Consider the following 23,201-nt stretch of genomic DNA (forward strand, 5'->3'; position numbering starts at 1 on the left):
TTTCTCGTAGGATTTTTCTTCTTTTTTTGATAGAATAAAGTGTATAACGAAAGGGAGAATAGACTCGTATGCGTATTAAATGGTTTTCCTTGATTAGGATTACAGGTTTACTTCTGGTGCTTCTGTACCACTTCTTTCAGACCATCTTTCCTGGAGGATTTTTCGGGGTAGATGTCTTTTTCACATTTTCGGGATTCTTGATTACCTCCCTCCTTTTAGAAGAGTTTGGAAAGAAAAGCCAGATTGATTTGCTGGGCTTTTTTAAGAGACGGTTTTATCGGATCGTGCCACCTGTGGTTCTGATGGTTTTGGTGACCATGCCCTTTACCCTCTTAGTTCGCCAAGACTATGTTGCTGGAATTGGTGGCCAGATTGCTGGAGTTCTCGGTTTTATGACCAACTTCTACGAAATGTTAACAGGGGGAAGTTATGAATCCCAGTTCATTCCGCATCTCTTTGTTCACAACTGGAGTCTAGCTGTTGAGGTTCACTACTATATTCTCTGGGGCTTAGCGGTTTGGTTCTTGTCGAAACGTTCAAAATCTAGTAGTCAATTGAGAGGGATGGTATTTCTTCTTTCTACGGGAGCTTTCATCATTAGCTTTTTCTCCATGTTTATTGGTAGTCTAATGGCTAGTTCCCATTCATCTGTCTACTTTTCAAGTTTAACCCATGTTTATCCCTTCTTTTTAGGAAGCATTTTGGCGACAGTTGTGGGGGTTCGTCAGACGAGCGATTTAGTCAAGCAGTTTGACCGGACATGGGATATTCGTCAGAATCTACTGGTATTTGCTGCAGGTCTCTTGGTGTTAATGCTCTTGACTTTCTTTGTCAAGTTCACCTATCTGTTTGCATACTTATTTGGCTTCTTGCTAGCAAGTTTAGCGGCAGTGACCATGATTTTTGCTGCGCGTGTCTTGCATGAGAAAACGCCTGAGATACAAGAACCTCGGATCATTACATTTTTAGCGGATACCAGCTACGCGGTTTATCTCTTCCACTGGCCTTTTTATATTATCTTTTCTCAGTTGATGAGTAATCTGCCTGCTGTTATTCTGACAATCATCTTTTCTTATTTCTTTGCTATCCTATCCTTCTATATTATTGAGCCGTTGATTGCTGGTAAATCCAATCCTTTAATACGGAAGATTAGTCGATTGCCTCATATTAAACCAATTAGTGCTGGTGCTGCTGGCATTCTTACCTTGCTTACCTTGATTATCATAGCTGTGGCTCCCCAAGTTGGAGCTTTTGAGACAGACTTGATGGTCAATGGTTTCAAACAAGCCCAGACCAATATAGGGCAAACAAAGACTCTTGCTGAACAAGCTGAACTGAGTCGCCTAGGAATTTCTGAGGGAACAAGCCTAATAGGAGATTCGGTAGCTTTGCGTGCCAATACAGCCTTACAAGAGGCACTTCCTGAAGCAAATATCAATGCCCAGGTTAGTCGAACGACCAAGCAAGCCAATGACATCATGCTCAATAATAGCCAGAACAAGGCGCTTTTAAAAACAGTTGTCATTGCAACGGGGGTCAACAATCCTGAAGGTTATAAGAATGATTTGGACAGCATCGTGAACAATCTACCGAAAGGACACCATCTGATACTGGTGACACCTTATGAGGGAGACAAGAGCAAGGACACTTATGCATCAGTGGAGCAGTATGCGGCTTATGCGAGAGAATTAGCTGAAAAGAATCCATATGTGAGCATCGCTGACTGGAATAAGGTCGCTAAGGAACACCCTGAAATCTGGGCTGGAACCGACCAAGTCCACTTTGGAAATGATAGCAACATGATTGAAGAAGGTGCTAAGCTTTACGCAGAAACGATTGCAGCTGCTGTTAAGGCTGCTCAAGAACTGCCTGTAAAATCAAAATAAGATTAAAGAGTTGGAGAAATCCAGCTCTTTTAAAATATCCACGAAAAATAGGTCTATACCATTTACAAATGAAAAAGAAAGGTTTATAATGTAATTGACATAATAAATTCTAGAAACAATCTATCAAGGAGGTTATCATTATGCCTAATTATATTAAAGCGGATCAGTTTTTCTACCCACACGGAGTTCGTCGTGGTGGTTACTTAGAACTTGTGGATGGCAAGTTTGGAAAACATGTAGAACAGATTCCTGAAGGAGCTGAGGTGATTGACTATACAGGTTATAGCATTGCCCCAGGACTTGTGGATACCCACATTCATGGATTTGGCGGTGTGGATGTCATGGATAATAACATCGAAGGAACCCTTCATACCATGAGTGAAGGACTACTTAGCACGGGTGTTACTAGCTTCTTGCCAACGACGTTGACTTCCTCTTACGAGCAGTTGCTTGCGGTAACTGAAAATATCGGTGCTCGTTACCAGGAAGCAAGTGGAGCCAAGATTCGTGGAATCTATTTTGAAGGCCCTTATTTCACAGAGAAATACAAAGGAGCTCAAAACCCTGCCTATATGAAAGATCCTCGTATGGATGAGTTTCGTGCTTGGCAAAAAGCTGCCAATGGCTTGCTTAATAAAATTGCCCTTGCGCCAGAACGCGAAGGTGTAGAAGACTTTGTTCGTACAGTTACGGGTGAAGGAGTGACTGTTGCTCTTGGACACTCCAATGCGACTTTTGATGAAGCTAAAAAAGCAGTCGATGCTGGAGCAAGCGTTTGGGTACATGCCTACAATGGGATGCGTGGGTTGACTCACCGTGAACTCGGTATGGTCGGAGCCATGTATGAGTTGCCACATACTTACGCAGAATTGATTTGTGACGGTCACCACGTAGATCCAAAGGCCTGTGACATTTTGCTCAAACAAAAGGGAACTGAAAATATTGCCCTTATCACAGACTGTATGACAGCGGGTGGCTTGGAAGATGGAGACTACATGTTGGGAGAATTCCCGGTAGTAGTTGCCAATGGAACTGCTCGCCTCAAATCTACAGGCAATTTGGCAGGTTCTATCCTCAAACTCAAAGATGGTTTGAAGAATGTGGTTGAATGGGGCATTGCGAATCCACATGAAGCAGTCATGATGGCCAGTCTCAACCCAGCAAAATCTGTTCACATTGATGATGTCTGTGGTCAAATCCGTGAAGGTTACGATGCTGACTTTATCGTACTAGATAAAGATTTGGAATTAGTTGCAACCTATCTAGATGGTGTGAAACGTTATCAAGCATAATAAAAAGCAGAGGCTGTGACTCAGCCTTTGCTTTTCTATTTAGAGGTATCTTCAGAAAGCTAGAAGATTATTCTATAATGAAGCAAAATCCTTTCATTGTTCTAGAAAATTCGTTATAATATACGGTACAAAGGAAGTAGTGAAAATGTATCGTGTTATAGAAATGTATGGGGATTTTGAACCGTGGTGGTTTATAGAAGGCTGGGAAGAAGATGTCATCATGAGTCAATCTTTTGACAAGTATTATGATGCCCTAAAATATTATAAATCATGCTGGTTTGAGTTGGAAAAGAAGAATCCTCTTTATAAGAGTCGGAGTGATTTGATGACTATTTTTTGGGATCCTGCTGATAAACGCTGGTGTGATGAGTGTGATGAGTACTTGCAGCAGTATCATTCTTTGGCTCTTTTACAGGATGAGCAAGTCATCCCCGATGAAAAGCTACGTCCAGGCTACGAAAAACAAACAGGTCAAGAAAAACACCGTTCTTGCCGCATGAAATGGAGATAAAAAGTAACTTTTAAAAGTTGCTTTTTATTTTTTCCAATTTTTTCGAATAGTATAGGTGAGGAGGTAAGTATGGTTCAAGAAATCGCACAAGAGATCATTCGTTCGGCTAGGAGAAAAGGTGCACAAGACATTTATTTTGTTCCTAAATTAGATGCGTATGAACTCCATATGAGAGTGGGAGACGAAAGATGTAAAATCGGTTGTTATGATTTTGAAAAATTTGCTGCTGTGATTAGTCATTTCAAGTTTGTAGCTGGGATGAATGTAGGAGAAAAGCGTCGCAGTCAGCTGGGTTCTTGTGATTATCAGTATGACGAAAAGGTTTCTTCACTGCGTTTGTCCACCGTGGGAGATTATCGGGGACATGAGAGTTTGGTCATTCGTTTGTTACACGATGAGGAGCAGGATCTGCATTTCTGGTTTCAGGATATTGGAGAACTGGGCAAGCAATACAGGCAACGGGGTCTCTATCTATTTGCAGGTCCCGTCGGAAGTGGCAAGACGACGCTGATGCACGAATTGGCTAAGTCTCTGTTTAAGGGGCAGCAGGTTATGTCCATCGAAGACCCTGTCGAGATCAAGCAGGAAGAGATGTTGCAGTTGCAGTTGAATGAGGCGATTGGCTTGACCTATGAAAATCTAATCAAACTATCCTTGCGTCATCGTCCCGATCTTTTGATTATCGGTGAAATTCGTGACAGCGAGACGGCGCGTGCAGTGGTCAGAGCCAGTTTGACAGGGGCGACAGTTTTTTCAACCATTCATGCCAAGAGTATCCGAGGTGTTTATGAACGTCTTCTGGAGTTGGGTGTGACGGAGGAGGAACTAGCAGTTGTCCTGCAAGGAGTCTGCTACCAGAGATTAATCGGGGGAGGAGGAATCGTTGACTTTGCAAACAAAGACTATCAAGAACACCAGCCAACTAGCTGGAATGAGCAGATTGACCAGCTTCTTAAAGATGGACATATCACAAGTCTTCAGGCTGAAACGGAAAAAATTAGCTACAGCTAAGCAGAAGAAAATCATCACCCTGTTTAACAATCTCTTCTCCAGTGGTTTTCATTTGGTGGAAATTATTTCTTTCTTGGGGAGAAGTGCCTTGCTAGAAAAGGACTATGTGACACAGATGCACCAAGGGCTGTCTCAGGGGAAATCTTTCTCAGAAATGATGGAAAGTTTAGGATTTTCAGGTGCCATTGTGACTCAGTTATCCCTAGCTGAAGTTCATGGGAATCTTCATCTGAGTTTGGGAAAGATAGAAGAATATTTGGATAATTTGGCCAAGGTTAAGAAAAAGTTAATCGAAGTGGCGACCTATCCTTTGATTTTGCTGGGATTTCTCTTGTTAATCATGCTGGGATTGAGAAACTATCTACTACCCCAACTGGACAGTAGCAATATTGCCACCCAAATCATCGGTAATCTGCCACAAATTTTTCTTGGACTAGTGTTGGTTTGCTCTCTGTCTCTACTTTTAGCTCTCACTTTCTACAAAAGAAGTACCAAGATGGGGGTCTTCTCGATGTTGGCACGGATTCCCTTTCTTGGAATCTTTGTCCAGACCTATCTGACAGCTTATTACGCGCGTGAATGGGGCAATATGATTTCGCAGGGAATGGAGCTGACGCAGATTTTTCAAATCATGCAGGAACAAGGTTCTCAGCTCTTTAAAGAAATCGGTCAAGATTTGGCTCAAGCCCTGCAAAATGGCCGCGAATTTTCTCAAACCATAGCGACCTATCCTTTCTTTAAAAAGGAGTTGAGTCTCATCATTGAGTATGGGGAAGTCAAGTCCAAGCTGGGGAGTGAGTTGGAAATCTATGCCGAAAAAACTTGGGAAGCCTTTTTTACCCGAGTCAACCGCACCATGAATCTGGTGCAGCCACTGGTTTTTATCTTTGTGGCCCTGATTATCGTTTTACTTTATGCGGCAATGCTTATGCCCATGTATCAAAATATGGAGGTAAATTTTTAAAATGAACAAACTCATGACAAATTTTAAAAAAGCCAAGGTTCAAGCTTTCACTCTGGTAGAGATGTTAGTCGTCTTGCTCATCATCAGCGTACTCCTCTTGCTCTTTGTGCCCAATTTGACCAAGCAAAAGGATGTTGTTGATGACAAAGGAAAGGCTGCAGTTGTCAAGGTGGTGGAAAGCCAGGCAGAACTTTATAGTCTGGACAAGAATGAAGATGCTAGCTTAAGTAAATTACAGGCGGACGGACGTATCACAGCAGAGCAAGTCAAGGCTTATAAAGACTACTATGCGAAACAAAAAACAAGTCAGACTGTTGCAGATTAAGGCCTTTACCATGTTTGAAAGTCTCTTGGTTTTGGGACTTGTGAGTATCATTGCTTTGGCTTTGTCAAGCTCAGTCCAGTCTAGTTTTGCTGCGGTTGAGGAGCAGATTTTCTTTATGGAATTTGAAGAACTCTATCGGGAAACGCAAAAACGCAGTGTTGCTAGTCAGCAAAAGACCAGCTTGAATTTAGAGGGACAGACCATTAGCAATGGCAGTCAAAAATTAATCGTTCCCAAAGGAATTCAAGCACCATCAGGACAGACGATTCACTTTGACCGAGCTGGTGGGAATAGATCTCTGGCTAAGGTTGAATTTCAGACCAGCAAAGGAGCAATCAGCTATCGATTATATCTAGGAAATGGAAAAATTAAACGCATTAAAGAAACAAAAAATTAGGGCAGTGATTTTACTAGAAGCAGTAGTAGCTCTGGCCGTATTTGCCAGTATTGCAACCCTTCTTTTGGGACAAATCCAGAAAAATAGACAAGAAGAGGCAGAAATTTTGCAAAAAGAGGAAGTCTTACGTGTCGCTAAGATGGCCTTGCAGACGGGACAAAATCAAGTGAAGGTCAACGGAGTTGAGATTCAGGTATTTGCTAGTGAAAAAGGAGTGGAGGTCTACCATGGTTCAGAGAAGTTGCTCGACCTTAAAGAGCAGTAAGGTAAGAGCTTTCACTCTTTTAGAATCTCTGATTGCCCTTATCGTCATTAGCGGAGGCTTGCTCCTCTTTCAAGCTATGAGTCAGCTCCTCATTTCAGAAGTTCGTTACCAGCAGCAAAGAGAGCAAAAGGAGTGGCTCTTGTTTGTGGATCAGCTGGAGGCGGAGTTAGAGCGTTCGCAGTTCGAAAAGGTGGAAGGCAATCGTATTTATATGAAGCAGGATGGCAAGGAAATTGCGATAGGCAAGTCTAAATCGGAAGATTTTCGAAAAACCGATAGCAGTGGACGAGGCTACCAACCTATGGTTTATGGATTGAAATCAGCACAAATCACAGAGGAAAATCAACTGGTTCGCTTTCACTTCCAATTTCAAAAAGGCTTAGAAAGGGAGTTCATCTATCGTGTGGAAAAAGCAAAAAGTTAAGGCAGGCGTTCTCCTATATGCAGTGACTATGGCAGCCATCTTTAGTCTATTGCTGCAGTTTTATTTGAATCGGCAAGTAGCCCATCACAAAGACTTTGCCCTAAACAAAGAAAAGTTGGTAGCTTTTGCCATGGCCAAGCGAAGTAAAGATAAGGTTGAACAAGAAAGTGGGGAACGAGTCTTTAACCTGGGAAAAGTTACTTATCAAAATACGAAAACAGGTTTTGCAACAAGTGTTCGAATGAATAAGAGCAACTATGAATTTCTCTTTCCTTCGATGAAACCCAAGGAAAAGAAAACGGATAAAAAGCAACAGGTAGCGACTGATTCAAGTCAAGAACTAAATCAGACAAAAACAGAAAATAAGGCAGATAAGAAAGCCAATTCCTAGGTAATTCAACTTCTTTGTGTTAAACTAAAAGTATGAAACACGATTTTAATCACAAAGCAGAAACCTTTGATTCGCCCAAAAATATCTTCCTTGCAAACTTGGTTTGTCAAGCAGTTGAAGCACAGATTGATTTTCTATCAGACAAGGCAATACTGGACTTTGGTGGTGGGACGGGTCTGTTAGCCTTGCCTCTAGCTAAGCAAGCCCAGTCGGTTACCCTTGTAGACATCTCGGAGAAAATGCTGGAGCAAGCCCGTTTGAAAGCAGAGCAACAAGACATCAAGAATATCCAGTTTTTGGAGCAGGATTTACTGGCAAATCCCTTGGGACAGCAATTTGACCTGATTGTTGTCAGTCGAGTTCTTCATCATATGCCCGATCTAGATGCGACTCTTGCCATGTTTCACCATCACCTTAGGGAGAATGGACAGGTCCTCATTGCTGATTTTACCAAGATAGAGCCTAACCATCATGGTTTTGATTTAGCAGAACTGGAAACCAAGCTCGCCCAGTTTGGTTTTTCAAGCATTGACAGTCAGATCCTCTATAGTGCTAAAGACTTGTTTCAAGGAAATTACGCAGAACTCTTTTTAACAGTAGCCCAAAAATCACTTGCTGACTAAAGCAGTGATTTTTTCTCTTCAGATGGAAAAAAGGAGGGAAATTTGATAAGATAGGAATATGGATTTTGAAAAAATAGAACAAGCTTATACGTATTTACTAGAGAATGTCCAAGTCATCCAAAGTGATTTGGCGACCAACTTTTATGATGCCTTAGTAGAGCAAAATAGTATCTACCTAGATGGCGAGACCAAACTAGAGCAGGTCAAGGAGAACAATCAAGCTCTTAAGCGCTTAGCACTTCGCAAGGAAGAGTGGCTCAAGACCTACCAGTTTCTCTTGATGAAGGCAGGACAAACGGAGCCTTTGCAGGCCAATCACCAGTTTACACCAGATGCCATTGCCCTCCTCTTGGTACTTGTTGTGGAAGAATTGCTTGATCAAGAGGAAGTTAGTATCCTCGAAATAGGTTCTGGTATGGGAATTTTGGGGGCTACTTTCTTGACATCTCTTGCTAAAAAAGTGGATTACTTGGGAATTGAAGTGGATGACTTGCTGATTGATTTGGCGGCTAGCATGGCAGATGCGATTGGTTTGCAGGCTGGTTTTGTCCAAGGAGACGCCGTTCGTCCGCAAATGCTTAAAGAAAGCGACGTTGTCATCAGCGACTTGCCTGTCGGCTATTACCCAGACGACACTATCGCTTCACGCTATCATGTGGCTTCTAGCCAAGAACATACCTATGCCCACCATTTGCTCATGGAACAAGGTCTCAAGTACCTCAAGTCAGATGGCTATGCTATTTTTCTGGCTCCGAGTGATTTGTTGACCAGCCCTCAAAGTGATTTGTTAAAAGATTGGCTCAAAGACGAAGTCAGTCTTGCTACCATCATCACTCTGCCAGAGGATATTTTCTCAACGGTCAGTCAGGCTAAGAGTATTTTCGTTTTACAGAAGAAAACCGAACAGGAACTGCAACCTTTTGTCTATCCGCTAGAAAGTTTGCAAGATCCAGCTGCACTATTGAAATTCAAAGAAAATTTTCAAAAATGGAGCAAAGGTACTGAAATGTAAGGTAAATTTTGTTATAATAGTTGAAAACGCTTAAAAGAGGTATCATGTTATGACTAAAACAATTGCAATCAATGCAGGAAGCTCGAGTTTGAAATGGCAACTTTACCAAATGCCAGAAGAAATAGTATTAGCGAAAGGCTTGATTGAACGTATTGGCTTGAAGGACTCTATCTCAACTGTAAAATTCGACGGCCGTTCTGAACAACAAATTCTTGATATTGAAGATCACATACAAGCTGTTAAAATTTTATTAGATGATCTGATTCGTTTTGACATCATCAAAGGTTATGATGAAATAACTGGTGTTGGGCACCGTGTTGTGGCTGGTGGTGAATATTTCAAAGAGTCAACCTTGGTAGAGGGAGATGTTTTGGAAAAGGTTGAAGAGTTGGGACTTTTAGCTCCTCTTCACAACCCAGCCAACGCAGCAGGAATTCGCGCATTTAAGGAATTGCTTCCAGATATTACCAGCGTTGTTGTTTTTGATACATCATTCCATACAACAATGCCAGAGAAAGCCTATCGTTACCCTCTTCCAAACAAATACTATACTGAAAATAAAGTTCGTAAGTATGGAGCCCACGGGACAAGTCATCAGTTTGTAGCAGGAGAAGCAGCTAAAATTTTAGGTCGCCCCCTAGAAGAGTTGAAATTGATTACCTGCCATATTGGTAATGGTGCTTCTATTACAGCTGTCAAAGGCGGTCAGTCTGTTGATACATCCATGGGCTTCACTCCACTTGGTGGTATTATGATGGGGACTCGTACAGGTGATATTGATCCAGCAATTATCCCCTATTTAATGCAACATACAGAGGACTTCAATACACCAGAGGATATCAGTCGAATTCTCAATCGTGAGTCAGGACTTTTGGGTGTTTCTGAGAGATCAAGCGATATGCGTGATATTCACGAAGCTATGCGTGCGGGTGATGAGAAAGCGCAGCTGGCAAATGAGATTTTTGTAGATCGTATCCAAAAATACATTGGTCAGTATTTAGCAGTTTTGAATGGTGCAGATGCCATTATCTTTACAGCCGGAATTGGAGAAAACTCTGTAACGATTCGTCAGATGGTTATTGAAGGCATTTCTTGGTTTGGCTGCGATGTCGATCCAGAAAAGAATGTCTTTGGAGCAACAGGTGATATCTCAACAGAGTCTGCTAAAGTTCGTGTCTTGGTTATCCCAACTGATGAAGAATTGGTCATCGCTCGTGATGTTGAACGCTTGAAAAAGTAAGGTGAACTGAATAAAATTACAAGGTAAGATACAATAAAAAGGAGTTGGGAGATAAAATTTCCCAACTTTTTGTTGTTAAAACAGTCTAAAACCTTGTCATTATTGGCTTTTTTGAAATTTATGGTATAATAGTAGTAATTTAATAGATGGAGTTGAGTTTTGAAGAAAAGCTTTCGTGTAAAAAGAGAGAAAGATTTTAAGGCTATTTTCACGGATGGAACAAGTTTTGCTAATCGTAAATTTGTTGTCTACCAATTGGAGAATCAGAAAAGTCATTTTCGAGTAGGGCTGTCCGTCAGTAAGAAATTAGGGAATGCAGTCACTAGAAATCAAATTAAAAGACGGATTCGACACATTTTGCTAAGTGTAAGGGAGCAGTTAGCTGATAACGTTGATTTTGTCGTAATTGCTCGAAAAGGGGTTGAAGGCTTGGATTATGCAGAAATGGAGAAAAATCTACTCCACGTATTAAAGTTATCAAAGATTTACCGGGAAGGAATTAGGAGTGAAAAAGAAACTACAGTTGATTAGTTTGCTGGGCTTGTCCTTATTTGTCATGACAGCCTGTGGGACGAGCGATGTTGCAGCAGATTCTACAGATATATGGAGTAAATTTGTCTATTTTTTTGCTGAAATCATCCGCTTCTTGTCCTTTGACATTAGTATCGGAGTGGGGATTATCCTCTTTACGATCCTGATTCGTACGATTCTATTGCCAGTCTTTCAGACTCAGATGGTGGCCTCTAGAAAAATGCAAGAGGCTCAACCACGCATCAAGGCTCTGCAAGAACAATATCCAGGTCGTGATATGGAAAGTAGAACCAAGCTGGATCAGGAGATGCGGAAGGTCTATAAAGAATTAGGGGTCAAACACTCCTCTTCTCTCTGGCCGATTTTGATTCAAATGCCGGTTCTCTTGGCTCTCTTCCAAGCCTTGACTCGAGTAGACTTTTTGAAAACAGGGCATTTTTTGTGGGTGAACCTTGGGGGAGTAGACACAAGCTTTATTCTTCCGATTTTGGCGGCAGTCTTTACCTTCTTAAGTAGTTGGTTATCGAATAAGGCTTTACCTGAAAGAAGTGGAGCTATGACAGGGATGATGTACGGGATGCCTGTACTGATCTTTATCTTTGCCATCTCTTCACCTAGTGGCGTAGCCTTGTACTGGGCAGTATCCAATGCTTATCAAGTTTTGCAAACTTACTTCTTAAACAATCCTTTTAAGATTATTGCAGCGCGTGAGGCGGAAGTACAAGCTAAAAAAGATTTGGAAAATAGAAAAAGAAAAGCCAAGAAAAAGGCTCAGAAAACGAAATAATAAGGAGGAATCTGATAATGGTATTATTTACAGGTTCAACGGTTGAAGAAGCAATCCAAAAAGGATTGAAAGAATTAGACATTCCAAGAATGAAGGCACACATCAAGGTCGTTTCGAAAGAGAAAAAAGGATTCTTAGGCTTGTTTGGTAAGAAGCCAGCTCAAGTTGATATCGAAGCGATTAGTGAAACGACTGTGATTAAAGCCAATCAACAAGCTGTAAAAGGTGTTCCGAAAGAAATCAATGAACAAAACGAACCTGTTAAGACAGTAACAGAGGCGACAGTTGATTTGGGATATGTGGTTGAAGCCATCAAGAAAATTGAAGAAGAAGGCCAAGGTGTCTCTGAAGAGGTCAAGGCTGAAATCTTGAAAAACGAGAAACATGCTAGCACGATTTTAGAAGAAACAGGTCACATCGCGATTTTAAATGAATTGCAGACAGGAGATGCTGGAGTGGAAGACCCAGCAGAGTGTGAAGAATTTGTATCTATGTCAGAATCGGTAGAAAGCCAGTCTTTGGAAGATCTAGGTTTGAAGGTGGAGCCGAGTTATGACATCGAACAAGTAGCAGCTCAAGTGACTAACTATGTTCAAACCATTGTGGATGATATGGATGTTGAAGGGACTATTTCAAGCGGCTACAATCGCCGCACCATCAATCTTCAAATTGACACCAATGAACCAGGTCGTATTATCGGCTACCACGGAAAAGTATTGAAAGCACTTCAGCTTTTGGCGCAAAACTACCTCTACAATCGTTATTCAAGAACTTTCTATATCACAATCAACGTCAATGATTACGTTGAACATCGTGCAGAAGTGTTGCAAACCTACGCTCAAAAATTAGCGACTCGTGTTCTAGAAGAAGGTCGAAGTCAACAAACAGATCCAATGTCAAATAGCGAACGCAAGATTATCCATCGCATTATTTCACGCATGGCTGGCGTGACGAGTTACTCTGAGGGTGATGAGCCAAATCGCTATGTAGTCGTAGATACAGAATAAATAAAATCAGGCTTGTCCTGATTTTTTGTTAGAAAAGGGAGAAGAAACAGATGATGGAAGCAATCAGGAACTATCTATCTTATGCAGGTATCCAATATCGTCATCCAGATAAGGCTGGAGATGAGCGAGAGAAGATGCTGGCGTTGCGCCACAAAGGGCAGGGGGCTCGCAAGGCTTTTACGAACTTAGCCAAGGCCTTCCAAGAAAAGCATCCAGAATGGCAACTGCAACAAACTAGTCAGTGGATGAATCAAGCGCAACGCTTGCGACCACATTTCTGGGCCTATCTACAGAGAGACGGAGAAGTGACAGAACCTATGATGGCCTTGCGTTTGTATGGAAATCCCTCAGACTCTGGTATTTCCTTAGAAGTCAGTTTCATCGAGCGCAAGAAAGATGAGCAGACTCTGGGCAAACAAGCCAAGGTTTTAGATATTTCACCGGTAGAAGGAATGTATTATCTAGCATATACCGATGACCAGAGTCAAAAGGTAGAAGCCACAGAAGAAGATCGTCAGCTCTTACGCGAGAAGGTGCAATGTCAGGAAATTCGTAAAGTTTTGGTCAAGGCAGATGTTTCCTTCATTGAAAATCAGTCAGTAGAAGCGATATTGGAGAAGTTAGAAGACGCTTTTACACGCTTGTTGCCTTACTATGAGGTGACGAGGAAGTAAAATTTCTCAAAAAATATCATAAATCGTACAGTCCAAGAGTGAACAGTCCGCTGTGTAATTCTTGGTCTTTTTGTTTGCGCTTTCAAAATATATAATAAAGTTACAAAAACAATTCAAATAAAGGAGAGCAGTTATGGAAGTCATTTCAGGTGTTCTAAATTGGTTTTCTAGCAATATTTTGCAGAATCCCGCATTTTTCGTAGGTCTATTGGTACTGATTGGGTATGCGCTTTTGAAAAAGCCAACTCATGAAGTCTTTTCAGGATTTGTAAAAGCGACAGTTGGTTATATGTTGCTAAACGTTGGTGCGGGGGGCTTGGTTACCACTTTCCGTCCGATCTTGGCAGCGCTCAACTTTAAATTCCAAATTGGTGCGGCAGTTATCGACCCTTACTTCGGACTTGCAGCAGCAAATAACAAAATTGCAGCTGAGTTTCCTGACTTTGTCGGAACTGCAACAACAGCCCTTTTGATTGGTTTCGGGGTCAATATCCTGCTAGTGGCTTTCCGTAAACTCACCAAAGTGAGAACCCTCTTTATCACAGGGCATATCATGGTGCAACAAGCAGCAACTGTTTCTCTTATGGTTCTCTTCTTGGTTCCACAATTGCGCAATGCTTATGGGACAGCGGCTATCGGAATTATCTGTGGACTTTACTGGGCTATCAGCTCAAACATGACTGTTGAAGCAACTCAACGTTTGACTGGTGGTGGTGGTTTTGCGATTGGTCACCAACAACAATTTGCTATCTGGTTTGTAGATAAAATCGCAGGACGCTTTGGTAAGAAGGAAGAAAGTCTAGACAATATTAAATTGCCTAAATTCCTCTCTATCTTCCATGATACAGTAGTTGCCTCTGCAACTTTGATGTTGGTCTTCTTTGGTGCAATTCTTTTGATCTTGGGACCAGAAATCATGTCAAACAAAGAAGTGATCACTTCAGGAACTTTGTTCAATCCTGCTAAGCAAGACTTCTTCATGTATATTATCCAAACAGCTTTCACTTTCTCAGTTTACTTGTTTATCTTGATGCAAGGTGTTCGCATGTTCGTATCTGAATTGACAAATGCCTTCCAAGGTATCTCAAGCAAACTTTTGCCAGGTTCATTCCCAGCGGTGGACGTTGCGGCTTCTTATGGATTTGGTTCTCCAAATGCTGTTTTGTCAGGTTTTGCCTTTGGTTTGATTGGGCAATTGATTACAATCGTTCTACTTATCGTCTTCAAAAACCCTATCCTTATCATCACAGGATTTGTACCGGTGTTCTTTGATAATGCAGCCATCGCCGTTTACGCTGATAAACGTGGTGGTTGGAAAGCGGCAGTTATCTTGTCCTTCATCTCAGGTGTACTTCAAGTTGCCCTTGGTGCTCTTTGCGTAGCCCTTCTCGACTTGGCAGCTTATGGTGGTTACCATGGAAATATTGACTTTGAATTCCCATGGCTTGGATTTGGCTACATTTTCAAATACCTCGGTATTATTGGTTATGTACTTGTTTGCCTCTTCTTGCTTGTCATTCCTCAAATTCAGTTTGCCAAAGCAAAAGATAAAGAAAAATACTATAACGGCGAAGTACAAGAAGAAGCTTAGAATTTAGAAAAGGAGAAATAAAATGGTTAAAGTATTAGCAGCATGTGGAAATGGTATGGGTTCATCAATGGTTATCAAGATGAAGGTGGAAAATGCGCTCCGTAAGCTAAACCAAACAGACTTTACAGTAAACTCATGCAGTGTCGGCGAAGCTAAAAGTTTGGCTGCTGGCTATGATATTGTTATCGCTTCTCTTCACCTAATCCAAGAATTGGAAGGCAGAACAAATGGGAAGTTGATTGGGCTTGACAACTTGATGGATGATAAAGAAATCACTGAAAAACTCAGTCAGGCACTACAGTAAAAGGTTGGAGGGGGCTGGACAGGAACTGTGAATACGAGGTTCTGTCCTAGTCCCTCTTTACATAAAGGAGGCAACTATGAATTTAAAACAAGCTTTGATTGAAAATGATTCAATTCGATTGGGACTTGAGGCGTCTGACTGGAAAGAAGCAGTTAAGTTAGCAGTGGAACCCTTGATTGAAAGTGGTGCAATTTTACCAGAGTACTATGATGCGATTATTGAGTCAACAGAAGAATATGGTCCCTACTATATTTTAATGCCAGGGATGGCTATGCCCCATGCTAGACCAGAGGCAGGTGTTCAGCGGGATGCTTTTTCACTGATTACCTTGCAAAATCCCGTTGTTTTTTCAGATGGAAAAGAAGTATCCGTCTTACTAGCTTTGGCTGCGACAAGCTCAAAGATTCATACAAGTGTAGCGATTCCACAAATTATTGCCTTGTTTGAGTTGGAAGATTCCATTGCCCGCTTGCAAGGATGTCAGAGTAAGGAAGAAGTTTTGGATATGATCGAAGAATCAAAAAATAGTCCATACCTTGAAGGCTTGGACTTGGAAAGCTAAAAAGGAGTAGGAAGATGACTAAAAGAATACCAAATTTACAAGTTGCACTAGACCATTCAGATTTGCAAGGCGCAATTAAGGCTGCTGTATCTGTTGGTCATGAAGTGGATATCATTGAAGCTGGTACTGTTTGCCTACTTCAAGTAGGGAGCGAATTGGTAGAAGTCTTGCGTAGCCTTTTCCCAGATAAGATCATCGTGGCAGACACCAAGTGTGCGGACGCCGGTGGAACGGTTGCCAAGAATAATGCTGTACGCGGAGCAGACTGGATGACTTGTATCTGCTGTGCAACCATTCCGACTATGGAAGCAGCGCTCAAAGCAATCACAGCTGAACGTGGAGATAGAGGAGAGATCCAAATCGAACTTTACGGAGACTGGACTTTTGAACAGGCTCAACTCTGGCTTGATGCGGGAATCTCCCAAGCAATCTACCACCAATCTCGTGATGCTCTACTTGCTGGAGAAACTTGGGGTGAAAAAGATCTAAACAAGGTCAAAAAATTGATTGATATGGGCTTCCGTGTGTCTGTTACAGGCGGACTAGATGTGGATACACTCAAACTCTTTAAAGGAGTGGATGTCTTTACTTTCATCGCAGGTCGCGGAATTACTGAGGCACCAGATCCGGCAGGAGCAGCGCGTGCCTTTAAGGATGAAATCAAACGAATTTGGGGGTAAGCCATGGCACGTCCAATTGGAATCTATGAAAAAGCTACACCCAAGCATTTTACTTGGTTGGAACGCTTGAATTTTGCCAAAGAATTGGGCTTCGACTTCGTTGAAATGTCGATTGACGAGCGTGACGAACGTTTGGCTCGTCTTGATTGGAGCAAGGAAGAACGTTTGGAGATTGTGAAAGCTATCTATGAAACAGGTATCCGAATCCCGTCCATCTGTTTCTCAGGCCATCGTCGCTATCCAATGGGTTCAAACGATCCTGTTTTAGAAAAAAAATCGCTGGAACTGATGAGAAAATGTATCAAACTGGCTCAGGATTTGGGAGTTCGTACCATTCAGCTAGCTGGATATGATGTTTATTATGAGGAAAAGTCCCCTCAAACACGTGAACGCTTTATCAAAAACCTCCGACAAGCCTGTGACTGGGCGGAGGAAGCCCAAGTGATTTTGGCTATTGAGATTATGGACGATCCTTTTATCAATAGCATTGAGAAGTACTTGGCTGTTGAAAAAGAGATTGATTCACCTTATCTCTTTGTCTATCCAGATATTGGCAATGTCTCAGCTTGGCATAATGATGTTTATAGTGAATTTTATATCGGGCACCATGCCCTTGCAGCCCTCCATCTTAAGGATACCTATCCTGTGACCGAGAATTCAAAAGGACAATTTCGAGATGTTCCTTTTGGGGCTGGTTGTGTCAACTGGGAAGCAGCTTTTGATATTTTGAAGAAAACCAACTATAATGGTCCTTTCCTAATCGAGATGTGGTCTGAAAACTGTGAAACAGTAGAAGAAACCAAAGCGGCTATCAAAGAAGCACAAGATTTCCTCTACCCATTAATAAAGAAAGCGGGTTTGATGTAAGATGAATCAAGTAATCAATGATATGAGAAAGCGTGTCTGCGAAGCCAATCAATCTCTTCCTAAGCATGGCTTGGTTAAATTCACATGGGGTAATGTCTCAGAAGTGAATCGTGAGCTAGGTGTGATTGTTATCAAACCATCTGGCGTAGATTATGATCAATTGACTCCTGAAAACATGGTGGTGACAGATTTGGATGGGAAGGTTCTTGAAGGCGATTTGAGACCATCTTCTGATCTGCCAACCCACGTAGAGTTATACAAGGCTTGGTCTGCTATTGGTAGTGTGGTCCACACTCATTCAACAGAGGCAGTTGGTTGGGCACAGGCGGGACGCGATATCCCATTTTATGGGACAACACATGCCGACTATTTTTACGGATCAATTCCTTGTGCTCGTAGCTTGACTCAGGACGAAGTTGAAGTAGCTTATGAAAAGGACACAGGCTTAGTCATTCTAGAAGAATTTGACCGTCGTGGGCTCAATCCAGTTGAAGTTCCGGGCATTGTCGTTCGCAACCACGGTCCATTCACATGGGGCAAGAACCCTGAAAATGCAGTCTATCATTCAGTTGTTCTCGAAGAAGTTGCCAAGATGAACCGTTTCACAGAGCAGATCAATCCAAGAGTTGAACCTGCTCCACAGTACATACTGGAAAAACATTACCAAAGAAAGCACGGACCAAATGCCTACTATGGTCAAAAATAAAAAACGAGCAATTGAAAAGAGGCTTGGAGATATCTAAGCCTCACTTTTGCAATGAAACCGAAAAGCAAACGAGCCCAATGATAAATATTATCATTGAAACATTTTTATTAAAGTGTTATGATAGGAAGACTGTTTGATTGATTAGTCCCGAATAATAGGAGGAGAAGATGGTATTAGATAAAACGAGTTGTGAGCTATTGCTGTACCTCATGGATCAAGAATCTCCCAAAACGATTATGACCATTTCCAAAGATTTGGGGCAATCGAGGAGAAAGGTCTACTATCATATTGATAAAATTAATGATGCGCTGGGCAATCCTGAATATCATCTGGTTAGTCTTCCTCGTATCGGTGTCTATTTGACAGAGGAGCAGAGACTTGCTTGTCAGCAACTTTTATCCGAAGTTGACTCCTACGACTATGTGATGAGCGGGGAAGAACGCATGCAGATGATGTTGTTTTGGATTGGAATTGCCAAAGAACGCATCACTATCGAAAAACTTATGGAATTAACAGAAGTTTCGCGCAACACCGTCTTAAATGACCTCAACACCATCCGTTATCAGTTAAGTTTGGAACAGTATCAAGTGACCTTGCAAGTAAGTAAATCACAAGGTTATTATCTTAGTGCGCATCCCCTAAATAAAATTCAACATCTTCAATCTCTCTTATACCACATCTTTATGGAAGGGAACGAGGCTTTTGTTACCATTCTTGAGGAAAAGATTAAGGATCGCCTTCAAGGGGAGATGCTTTTATCTAGTCAGATGCATCAATTTCTCAAGGAGCAGGTGCCTCTGGTTGAACAGGACTTAGGAAAAAAGATTAACCACCACGAAGTCACCTTTATGTTACGCGTGCTTCCCTATCTACTTTTGAGTTGCGATAATGTCACTCGCTACCAAGAGAAACATCAGGATATTGAACAAGAATTTTCTTTGATTCGCAGAAGGATAGAGTACCGAGTGTCTAAAAAATTGAGTAAACGTCTTTTTGAAAGCTTTGAGATTTCTTTATCAGAACTTGAAGTGTCCCTACTAGCAATTCTCCTTCTATCCTATAGAAAGGATAGGGACATTCATGCAGAAAGCAAAGATTTTCATCAGTTAAGGACTAGCCTGGAAGAGTTTATCTGGTATTTTGAATCGCAGACTAAGATGGAAATTGAAAACAAGGAAGACTTGTTGCGAAACTTACTGATTCACTGTAAAGCTTTGTTGTTTAGAAAAACCTATGGAATTTTTTCTAAGAATCCTCTCACAAAACAAATTCGCTCCAAGTATAGTGATCTCTTTATCATCACTAAAAAATGTGCAGAGATTTTAGAGGAGGCCTGGTTTGTACATTTGACGGACGATGAGATCGCTTATCTGACGATTCACGTTGGCGGATTTTTGAAATATACCCCCTCTTCTCAGAATACCACCAAAAAAATCTATCTTGTTTGTGATGAAGGAGTGGGAGTTTCCAAACTTTTGCTCAAACAATGTCGATTCTATCTTCCAAATGAGCAAATCGGAGCAGTTTTCACAACAGAACAGTTTAAAAGTGTCGAAGATATTGCCTTGGTGGATTTGGTGATTACAACAAATGATGAACTCGAGAGTCGCTTTCCTGTCTTAAAGGTCAATCCTATACTAGAGGCAGAGGATATCTTGCGTATCGTCGATTATCTGAAATACAAAGTTTTTCGAAAAGATGGCAGAAGTTTTAGTGAAAATTTATCAACCATTATCTCAACCTATATACCAGACAAGCATGCCGCGATGAAGTTGCAAGAGGAAATTCAAGCACTCATTAACCAAGAATTGGTTATCCAGTCATTTTTTGAAGAATGATGATATCACAGTCCAATGATGAACACAAACCTGTGTTTTTCTTGGTCTTTTTTAATATTCTCTGAGATGATATACTGAGGATGAAAACAATACTTGAACAAAATATGGAGGACATCATATGCCAAACGTAAAAGAAATTACAAGAGAATCATGGATTCTAGCAACTTTTCCAGAGTGGGGAACATGGCTCAACGAAGAAATTGAAGAAGAAGTCGTCCCTGAAGGACACTTTTCAATGTGGTGGCTTGGTAACTGTGGAACTTGGATCAAGACACCTGGTGGAGCTAACGTTGTGATGGACCTTTGGTCAAACCGTGGAAAATCTACTAAAAAAGTGAAAGATATGGTTCGTGGGCACCAAATGGCCAATATGGCAGGGGTGCGCAAATTGCAACCAAACTTGCGCGTGCAGCCGATGGTGATTGACCCATTTGCAATCAATGAGTTGGACTACTACTTGGTTTCTCACTTCCATAGCGATCACATTGATCCTTATACAGCAGCAGCGATTTTGAACAATCCAAAATTGGAGCATGTTAAATTTATCGGACCTTACCATTGCGGACTCATCTGGGAAGGATGGGGAGTTCCAAAAGAACGCATTATTGTAGTTAAACCGGGTGACACGATTGAACTTAAAGACATGAAGATTCATGCTGTTGAATCCTTTGACCGTACTTGTTTGGTAACATTACCAGTCAATGGCGCTGATGAGACAGGTGGAGAATTAGCAGGTTTGGCTGTCACTGATGAAGAAATGGCACAAAAAGCTGTTAACTATATCTTTGAAACACCAGGTGGTACCATTTATCATGGTGCAGACTCTCACTTCTCAAACTACTTTGCGAAACATGGCAAAGACTTTAAGATTGACGTTGCTTTGAATAACTATGGTGAAAATCCAGTTGGTATTCAAGACAAGATGACATCTATTGACCTTCTCCGTATGGCAGAAAACTTACGTGCTAAAGTCATTATCCCAGTTCACTATGACATCTGGTCAAACTTTATGGCTTCGACAAATGAAATCTTAGAATTGTGGAAAATGAGAAAAGACCGTTTGCAGTACAACTTCCATCCATTTATCTGGGAAGTAGGAGGTAAGTATACTTATCCTCAAGACCAACACTTGGTAGAATATCATCACCCACGTGGATTTGATGATTGCTTCGAGCAAGATTCAAATATCCAATTCAAAGCTTTACTCTAATGTAAAATATTTTTTGGAGGTTATCCGTATGTTGCATGATACGGATAATTTTCATATAATAGTAAAATAGAATGTGTGATTCATTAATCGCCTCAAAGAGAAAGGAAATTCTATGTCAAATCTATCTGTTAATGCAATTCGTTTTCTAGGTATTGACGCCATCAACAAAGCAAACTCAGGTCACCCAGGGGTGGTTATGGGGGCTGCTCCAATGGCCTATAGCCTCTTTACAAAACAACTTCGTATCAATCCAGCTCAACCAAACTGGATTAACCGTGACCGCTTTATTCTTTCAGCAGGACATGGTTCAATGCTTCTTTATGCCCTTCTTCACCTTTCTGGTTTTGAAGATGTCAGCATGGATGAAATCAAGAACTTCCGCCAATGGGGTTCCAAAACGCCAGGTCACCCAGAATTTGGTCATACAGCAGGAATTGATGCTACAACAGGTCCTTTAGGACAAGGGATTTCAACTGCTACTGGTTTTGCCCAGGCAGAACGTTTCCTAGCAGCAAAGTACAATCGTGAAGGCTACAATATCTTTGACCACTATACTTACGTTATCTGTGGAGACGGAGATTTGATGGAAGGTGTCTCAAGCGAGGCGGCTTCATACGCAGGCTTGCAAAAACTAGATAAATTGGTTGTTCTTTATGATTCAAATGATATCAACTTGGATGGTGAGACAAAGGATTCCTTTACAGAAAGTGTTCGTGACCGTTACAATGCCTACGGTTGGCATACAGCCTTGGTTGAAGATGGAACAGACCTTGAGGCTATTCATGCCGCTATCGAAACAGCTAAAGTTTCAGGCAAACCATCATTGATTGAAGTGAAGACTGTAATTGGATACGGTTCTCCAAATAAACAGGGCACTAATGCTGTACACGGTGCCCCTCTTGGAGCAGATGAAACTGTGGCTACTCGCCAAGCTCTCGGTTGGGACTACGAGCCATTTGAAATCCCAGCTGAAGTTTATGCAGACTTTAAAGAAAATGTAGCAGATCGTGGCGCGTCAGCTTATCAAGCTTGGACTAAATTAGTTGCTGACTATAAAGAAGCGCATCCAGAACTGGCTGCAGAAGTAGAAGCCATTATCGACGGACGTGATCCAGTCGAAGTGACTCCAGCAGACTTCCCAGCCTTAGAAAATGGATTTTCTCAAGCAACTCGTAACTCGAGTCAGGATGCCTTGAATGTTGTAGCAGCTAAGTTGCCAACCTTCCTAGGTGGATCAGCTGACCTTGCTCACTCAAACATGACTTATATCAAAACGGACGGACTTCAAGACGACGCTAAACGCTTGAACCGTAACATTCAGTTTGGTGTTCGTGAATTTGCAATGGGAACGATCTTGAACGGGATGGCCCTTCATGGTGGGCTTCGTGTTTACGGTGGTACTTTCTTTGTCTTCTCTGACTATGTGAAAGCAGCTGTCCGTTTGTCAGCATTGCAAGGACTTCCTGTGACTTATGTCTTCACCCACGATTCAATCGCGGTTGGTGAAGATGGTCCAACTCACGAACCAGTTGAACACCTAGCAGGTCTTCGTGCTATGCCAAATCTCAATGTTTTCCGCCCAGCAGATGCGCGTGAAACCCAAGCAGCTTGGTACCTTGCAGTGACAAGTGAGAAAACACCAACCGCCCTCGTCTTGACACGTCAAAACTTGACTGTTGAAGAAGGAACAGACTTTGGCAAGGTTGCTAAAGGTGCCTATGTTGTCTATGAAAATGCAGCAGACTTTGATACCATCTTGATTGCGACAGGTTCAGAGGTCAATCTAGCTGTTGCAGCTGCCAAAGAATTGGCTAGTCAAGGCAAAAAAGTCCGTGTAGTCAGCATGCCATCTACAGATGTCTTTGACGCACAAGACGCAGCATACAAGGAAGAAATCCTTCCAAATGCAGTTCGTCGTCGTGTTGCAGTCGAAATGGGCGCAACTCAAAACTGGTACAAATATGTCGGTCTTGATGGTGCAGTTCTTGGAATTGATACCTTCGGAGCATCTGCCCCAGCACCAAAAGTATTGGCGGAGTACGGATTTACAGTTGAAAATTTAGTCAAAGTCGTTCAAAACTTGAAATAATCGCAGAAATCAGA

The 23,201-nt window shown here is 41.7% G+C and carries 26 protein-coding genes; all 26 read left to right on the top strand.

Features of this window, described 5'->3' with window-relative positions:
- Positions 1–68 precede the first annotated feature (68 nt).
- The 26 genes from GOM47_RS00890 to tkt all read left to right on the top strand — a co-directional run bounded on the left by GOM47_RS00890 (position 69) and on the right by tkt (position 23,187).
- Entirely contained in the window at positions 69–1,886 is a 1,818-nt protein-coding gene (locus tag GOM47_RS00890; RefSeq protein WP_235080776.1) for an acyltransferase family protein, read from the top strand.
- Positions 1,887–2,026: 140 nt separating this feature from the next.
- Positions 2,027–3,178, top strand: coding sequence for an N-acetylglucosamine-6-phosphate deacetylase (gene nagA, locus GOM47_RS00895; RefSeq protein ID WP_001134447.1), 1,152 nt, complete (start codon positions 2,027–2,029; stop codon positions 3,176–3,178).
- Between the two features lie 145 nt (positions 3,179–3,323).
- Positions 3,324–3,689 (top strand): DUF1033 family protein, encoded by a 366-nt coding sequence (locus GOM47_RS00900; RefSeq protein ID WP_000286396.1) that lies wholly within the window; start codon positions 3,324–3,326, stop codon positions 3,687–3,689.
- A 69-nt stretch (positions 3,690–3,758) separates the two neighbouring features.
- Positions 3,759–4,700, top strand: a complete 942-nt coding sequence (gene comGA, locus GOM47_RS00905) for a competence type IV pilus ATPase ComGA (RefSeq protein WP_235080777.1) — start codon at positions 3,759–3,761, stop codon at positions 4,698–4,700.
- Positions 4,648–5,664, top strand: a complete 1,017-nt coding sequence (gene comGB, locus GOM47_RS00910) for a competence type IV pilus assembly protein ComGB (protein WP_235081262.1) — start codon at positions 4,648–4,650, stop codon at positions 5,662–5,664. The genes comGA and comGB overlap by 53 nt, the downstream gene beginning before the upstream one ends.
- A 1-nt stretch (position 5,665) precedes the next feature.
- Entirely contained in the window at positions 5,666–5,989 is a 324-nt protein-coding gene (comGC, locus tag GOM47_RS00915; RefSeq protein WP_235080778.1) for a competence type IV pilus major pilin ComGC, read from the top strand.
- A complete protein-coding gene (gene comGD, locus GOM47_RS00920; RefSeq protein WP_235080779.1) occupies positions 5,952–6,386 on the top strand; it encodes a competence type IV pilus minor pilin ComGD in 435 nt (144 codons plus the stop codon). Before comGC ends, comGD begins: the two co-directional genes overlap by 38 nt.
- Positions 6,349–6,651, top strand: a complete 303-nt coding sequence (gene comGE / locus GOM47_RS00925; protein WP_235080780.1) for a competence type IV pilus minor pilin ComGE — start codon at positions 6,349–6,351, stop codon at positions 6,649–6,651. Before comGD ends, comGE begins: the two co-directional genes overlap by 38 nt.
- Positions 6,614–7,075 (top strand): competence type IV pilus minor pilin ComGF, encoded by a 462-nt coding sequence (comGF, locus tag GOM47_RS00930; RefSeq protein ID WP_235080781.1) that lies wholly within the window; start codon positions 6,614–6,616, stop codon positions 7,073–7,075. The genes comGE and comGF overlap by 38 nt, the downstream gene beginning before the upstream one ends.
- Positions 7,053–7,466, top strand: a complete 414-nt coding sequence (gene comGG, locus GOM47_RS00935) for a competence type IV pilus minor pilin ComGG (RefSeq protein ID WP_235080782.1) — start codon at positions 7,053–7,055, stop codon at positions 7,464–7,466. The genes comGF and comGG overlap by 23 nt, the downstream gene beginning before the upstream one ends.
- Before the next feature lie 32 nt (positions 7,467–7,498).
- Positions 7,499–8,089 (top strand): class I SAM-dependent methyltransferase, encoded by a 591-nt coding sequence (locus GOM47_RS00940; protein WP_235080783.1) that lies wholly within the window; start codon positions 7,499–7,501, stop codon positions 8,087–8,089.
- A gap of 58 nt (positions 8,090–8,147) precedes the next feature.
- A complete protein-coding gene (locus tag GOM47_RS00945) occupies positions 8,148–9,101 on the top strand; it encodes a class I SAM-dependent methyltransferase (protein ID WP_235080784.1) in 954 nt (317 codons plus the stop codon).
- 49 nt (positions 9,102–9,150) lie between these two features.
- Complete coding sequence (locus GOM47_RS00950; RefSeq protein ID WP_235080785.1) at positions 9,151–10,341, top strand: acetate kinase; 1,191 nt, start codon at positions 9,151–9,153, stop codon at positions 10,339–10,341.
- 159 nt (positions 10,342–10,500) lie between these two features.
- Positions 10,501–10,872: a ribonuclease P protein component gene (gene rnpA, locus GOM47_RS00955; RefSeq protein WP_000748124.1), complete on the top strand. Its 372-nt coding sequence runs from the start codon at positions 10,501–10,503 to the stop codon at positions 10,870–10,872.
- Positions 10,847–11,659, top strand: coding sequence for a YidC/Oxa1 family membrane protein insertase (locus GOM47_RS00960; protein ID WP_000728094.1), 813 nt, complete (start codon positions 10,847–10,849; stop codon positions 11,657–11,659). The genes rnpA and GOM47_RS00960 overlap by 26 nt, the downstream gene beginning before the upstream one ends.
- A gap of 17 nt (positions 11,660–11,676) precedes the next feature.
- Positions 11,677–12,666, top strand: a complete 990-nt coding sequence (jag, locus tag GOM47_RS00965; protein ID WP_235080786.1) for an RNA-binding cell elongation regulator Jag/EloR — start codon at positions 11,677–11,679, stop codon at positions 12,664–12,666.
- A gap of 50 nt (positions 12,667–12,716) precedes the next feature.
- A complete protein-coding gene (locus GOM47_RS00970; RefSeq protein ID WP_235080787.1) occupies positions 12,717–13,340 on the top strand; it encodes a ribonuclease P in 624 nt (207 codons plus the stop codon).
- Between the two features lie 133 nt (positions 13,341–13,473).
- Positions 13,474–14,931, top strand: coding sequence for a PTS ascorbate transporter subunit IIC (locus GOM47_RS00975; protein WP_235080788.1), 1,458 nt, complete (start codon positions 13,474–13,476; stop codon positions 14,929–14,931).
- A 22-nt stretch (positions 14,932–14,953) separates the two neighbouring features.
- Entirely contained in the window at positions 14,954–15,235 is a 282-nt protein-coding gene (locus tag GOM47_RS00980) for a PTS sugar transporter subunit IIB (protein ID WP_195217493.1), read from the top strand.
- A 76-nt stretch (positions 15,236–15,311) separates the two neighbouring features.
- Positions 15,312–15,797, top strand: a complete 486-nt coding sequence (locus GOM47_RS00985) for a PTS sugar transporter subunit IIA (protein ID WP_235080789.1) — start codon at positions 15,312–15,314, stop codon at positions 15,795–15,797.
- A gap of 14 nt (positions 15,798–15,811) precedes the next feature.
- Positions 15,812–16,477 carry a 3-keto-L-gulonate-6-phosphate decarboxylase UlaD gene (locus GOM47_RS00990; RefSeq protein ID WP_235080790.1) on the top strand — a complete coding sequence of 222 codons (666 nt, stop codon included), beginning with the start codon at positions 15,812–15,814 and terminating at the stop codon, positions 16,475–16,477.
- Between the two features lie 3 nt (positions 16,478–16,480).
- A complete protein-coding gene (locus GOM47_RS00995) occupies positions 16,481–17,344 on the top strand; it encodes an L-ribulose-5-phosphate 3-epimerase (RefSeq protein ID WP_235080791.1) in 864 nt (287 codons plus the stop codon).
- A 1-nt stretch (position 17,345) separates the two neighbouring features.
- Positions 17,346–18,050: an L-ribulose-5-phosphate 4-epimerase gene (locus GOM47_RS01000; RefSeq protein ID WP_235080792.1), complete on the top strand. Its 705-nt coding sequence runs from the start codon at positions 17,346–17,348 to the stop codon at positions 18,048–18,050.
- 167 nt (positions 18,051–18,217) lie between these two features.
- A complete protein-coding gene (locus GOM47_RS01005; RefSeq protein ID WP_235080793.1) occupies positions 18,218–19,888 on the top strand; it encodes a BglG family transcription antiterminator in 1,671 nt (556 codons plus the stop codon).
- 118 nt (positions 19,889–20,006) lie between these two features.
- Complete coding sequence (gene ulaG / locus GOM47_RS01010; RefSeq protein ID WP_235080794.1) at positions 20,007–21,098, top strand: L-ascorbate 6-phosphate lactonase; 1,092 nt, start codon at positions 20,007–20,009, stop codon at positions 21,096–21,098.
- Between the two features lie 112 nt (positions 21,099–21,210).
- Positions 21,211–23,187, top strand: coding sequence for a transketolase (gene tkt, locus GOM47_RS01015; RefSeq protein WP_235080795.1), 1,977 nt, complete (start codon positions 21,211–21,213; stop codon positions 23,185–23,187).
- Positions 23,188–23,201 lie beyond the last annotated feature (14 nt).

It is taken from the genome of Streptococcus oralis, from assembly GCF_021497945.1.
Lineage (GTDB): Bacteria > Bacillota > Bacilli > Lactobacillales > Streptococcaceae > Streptococcus > Streptococcus oralis_BR.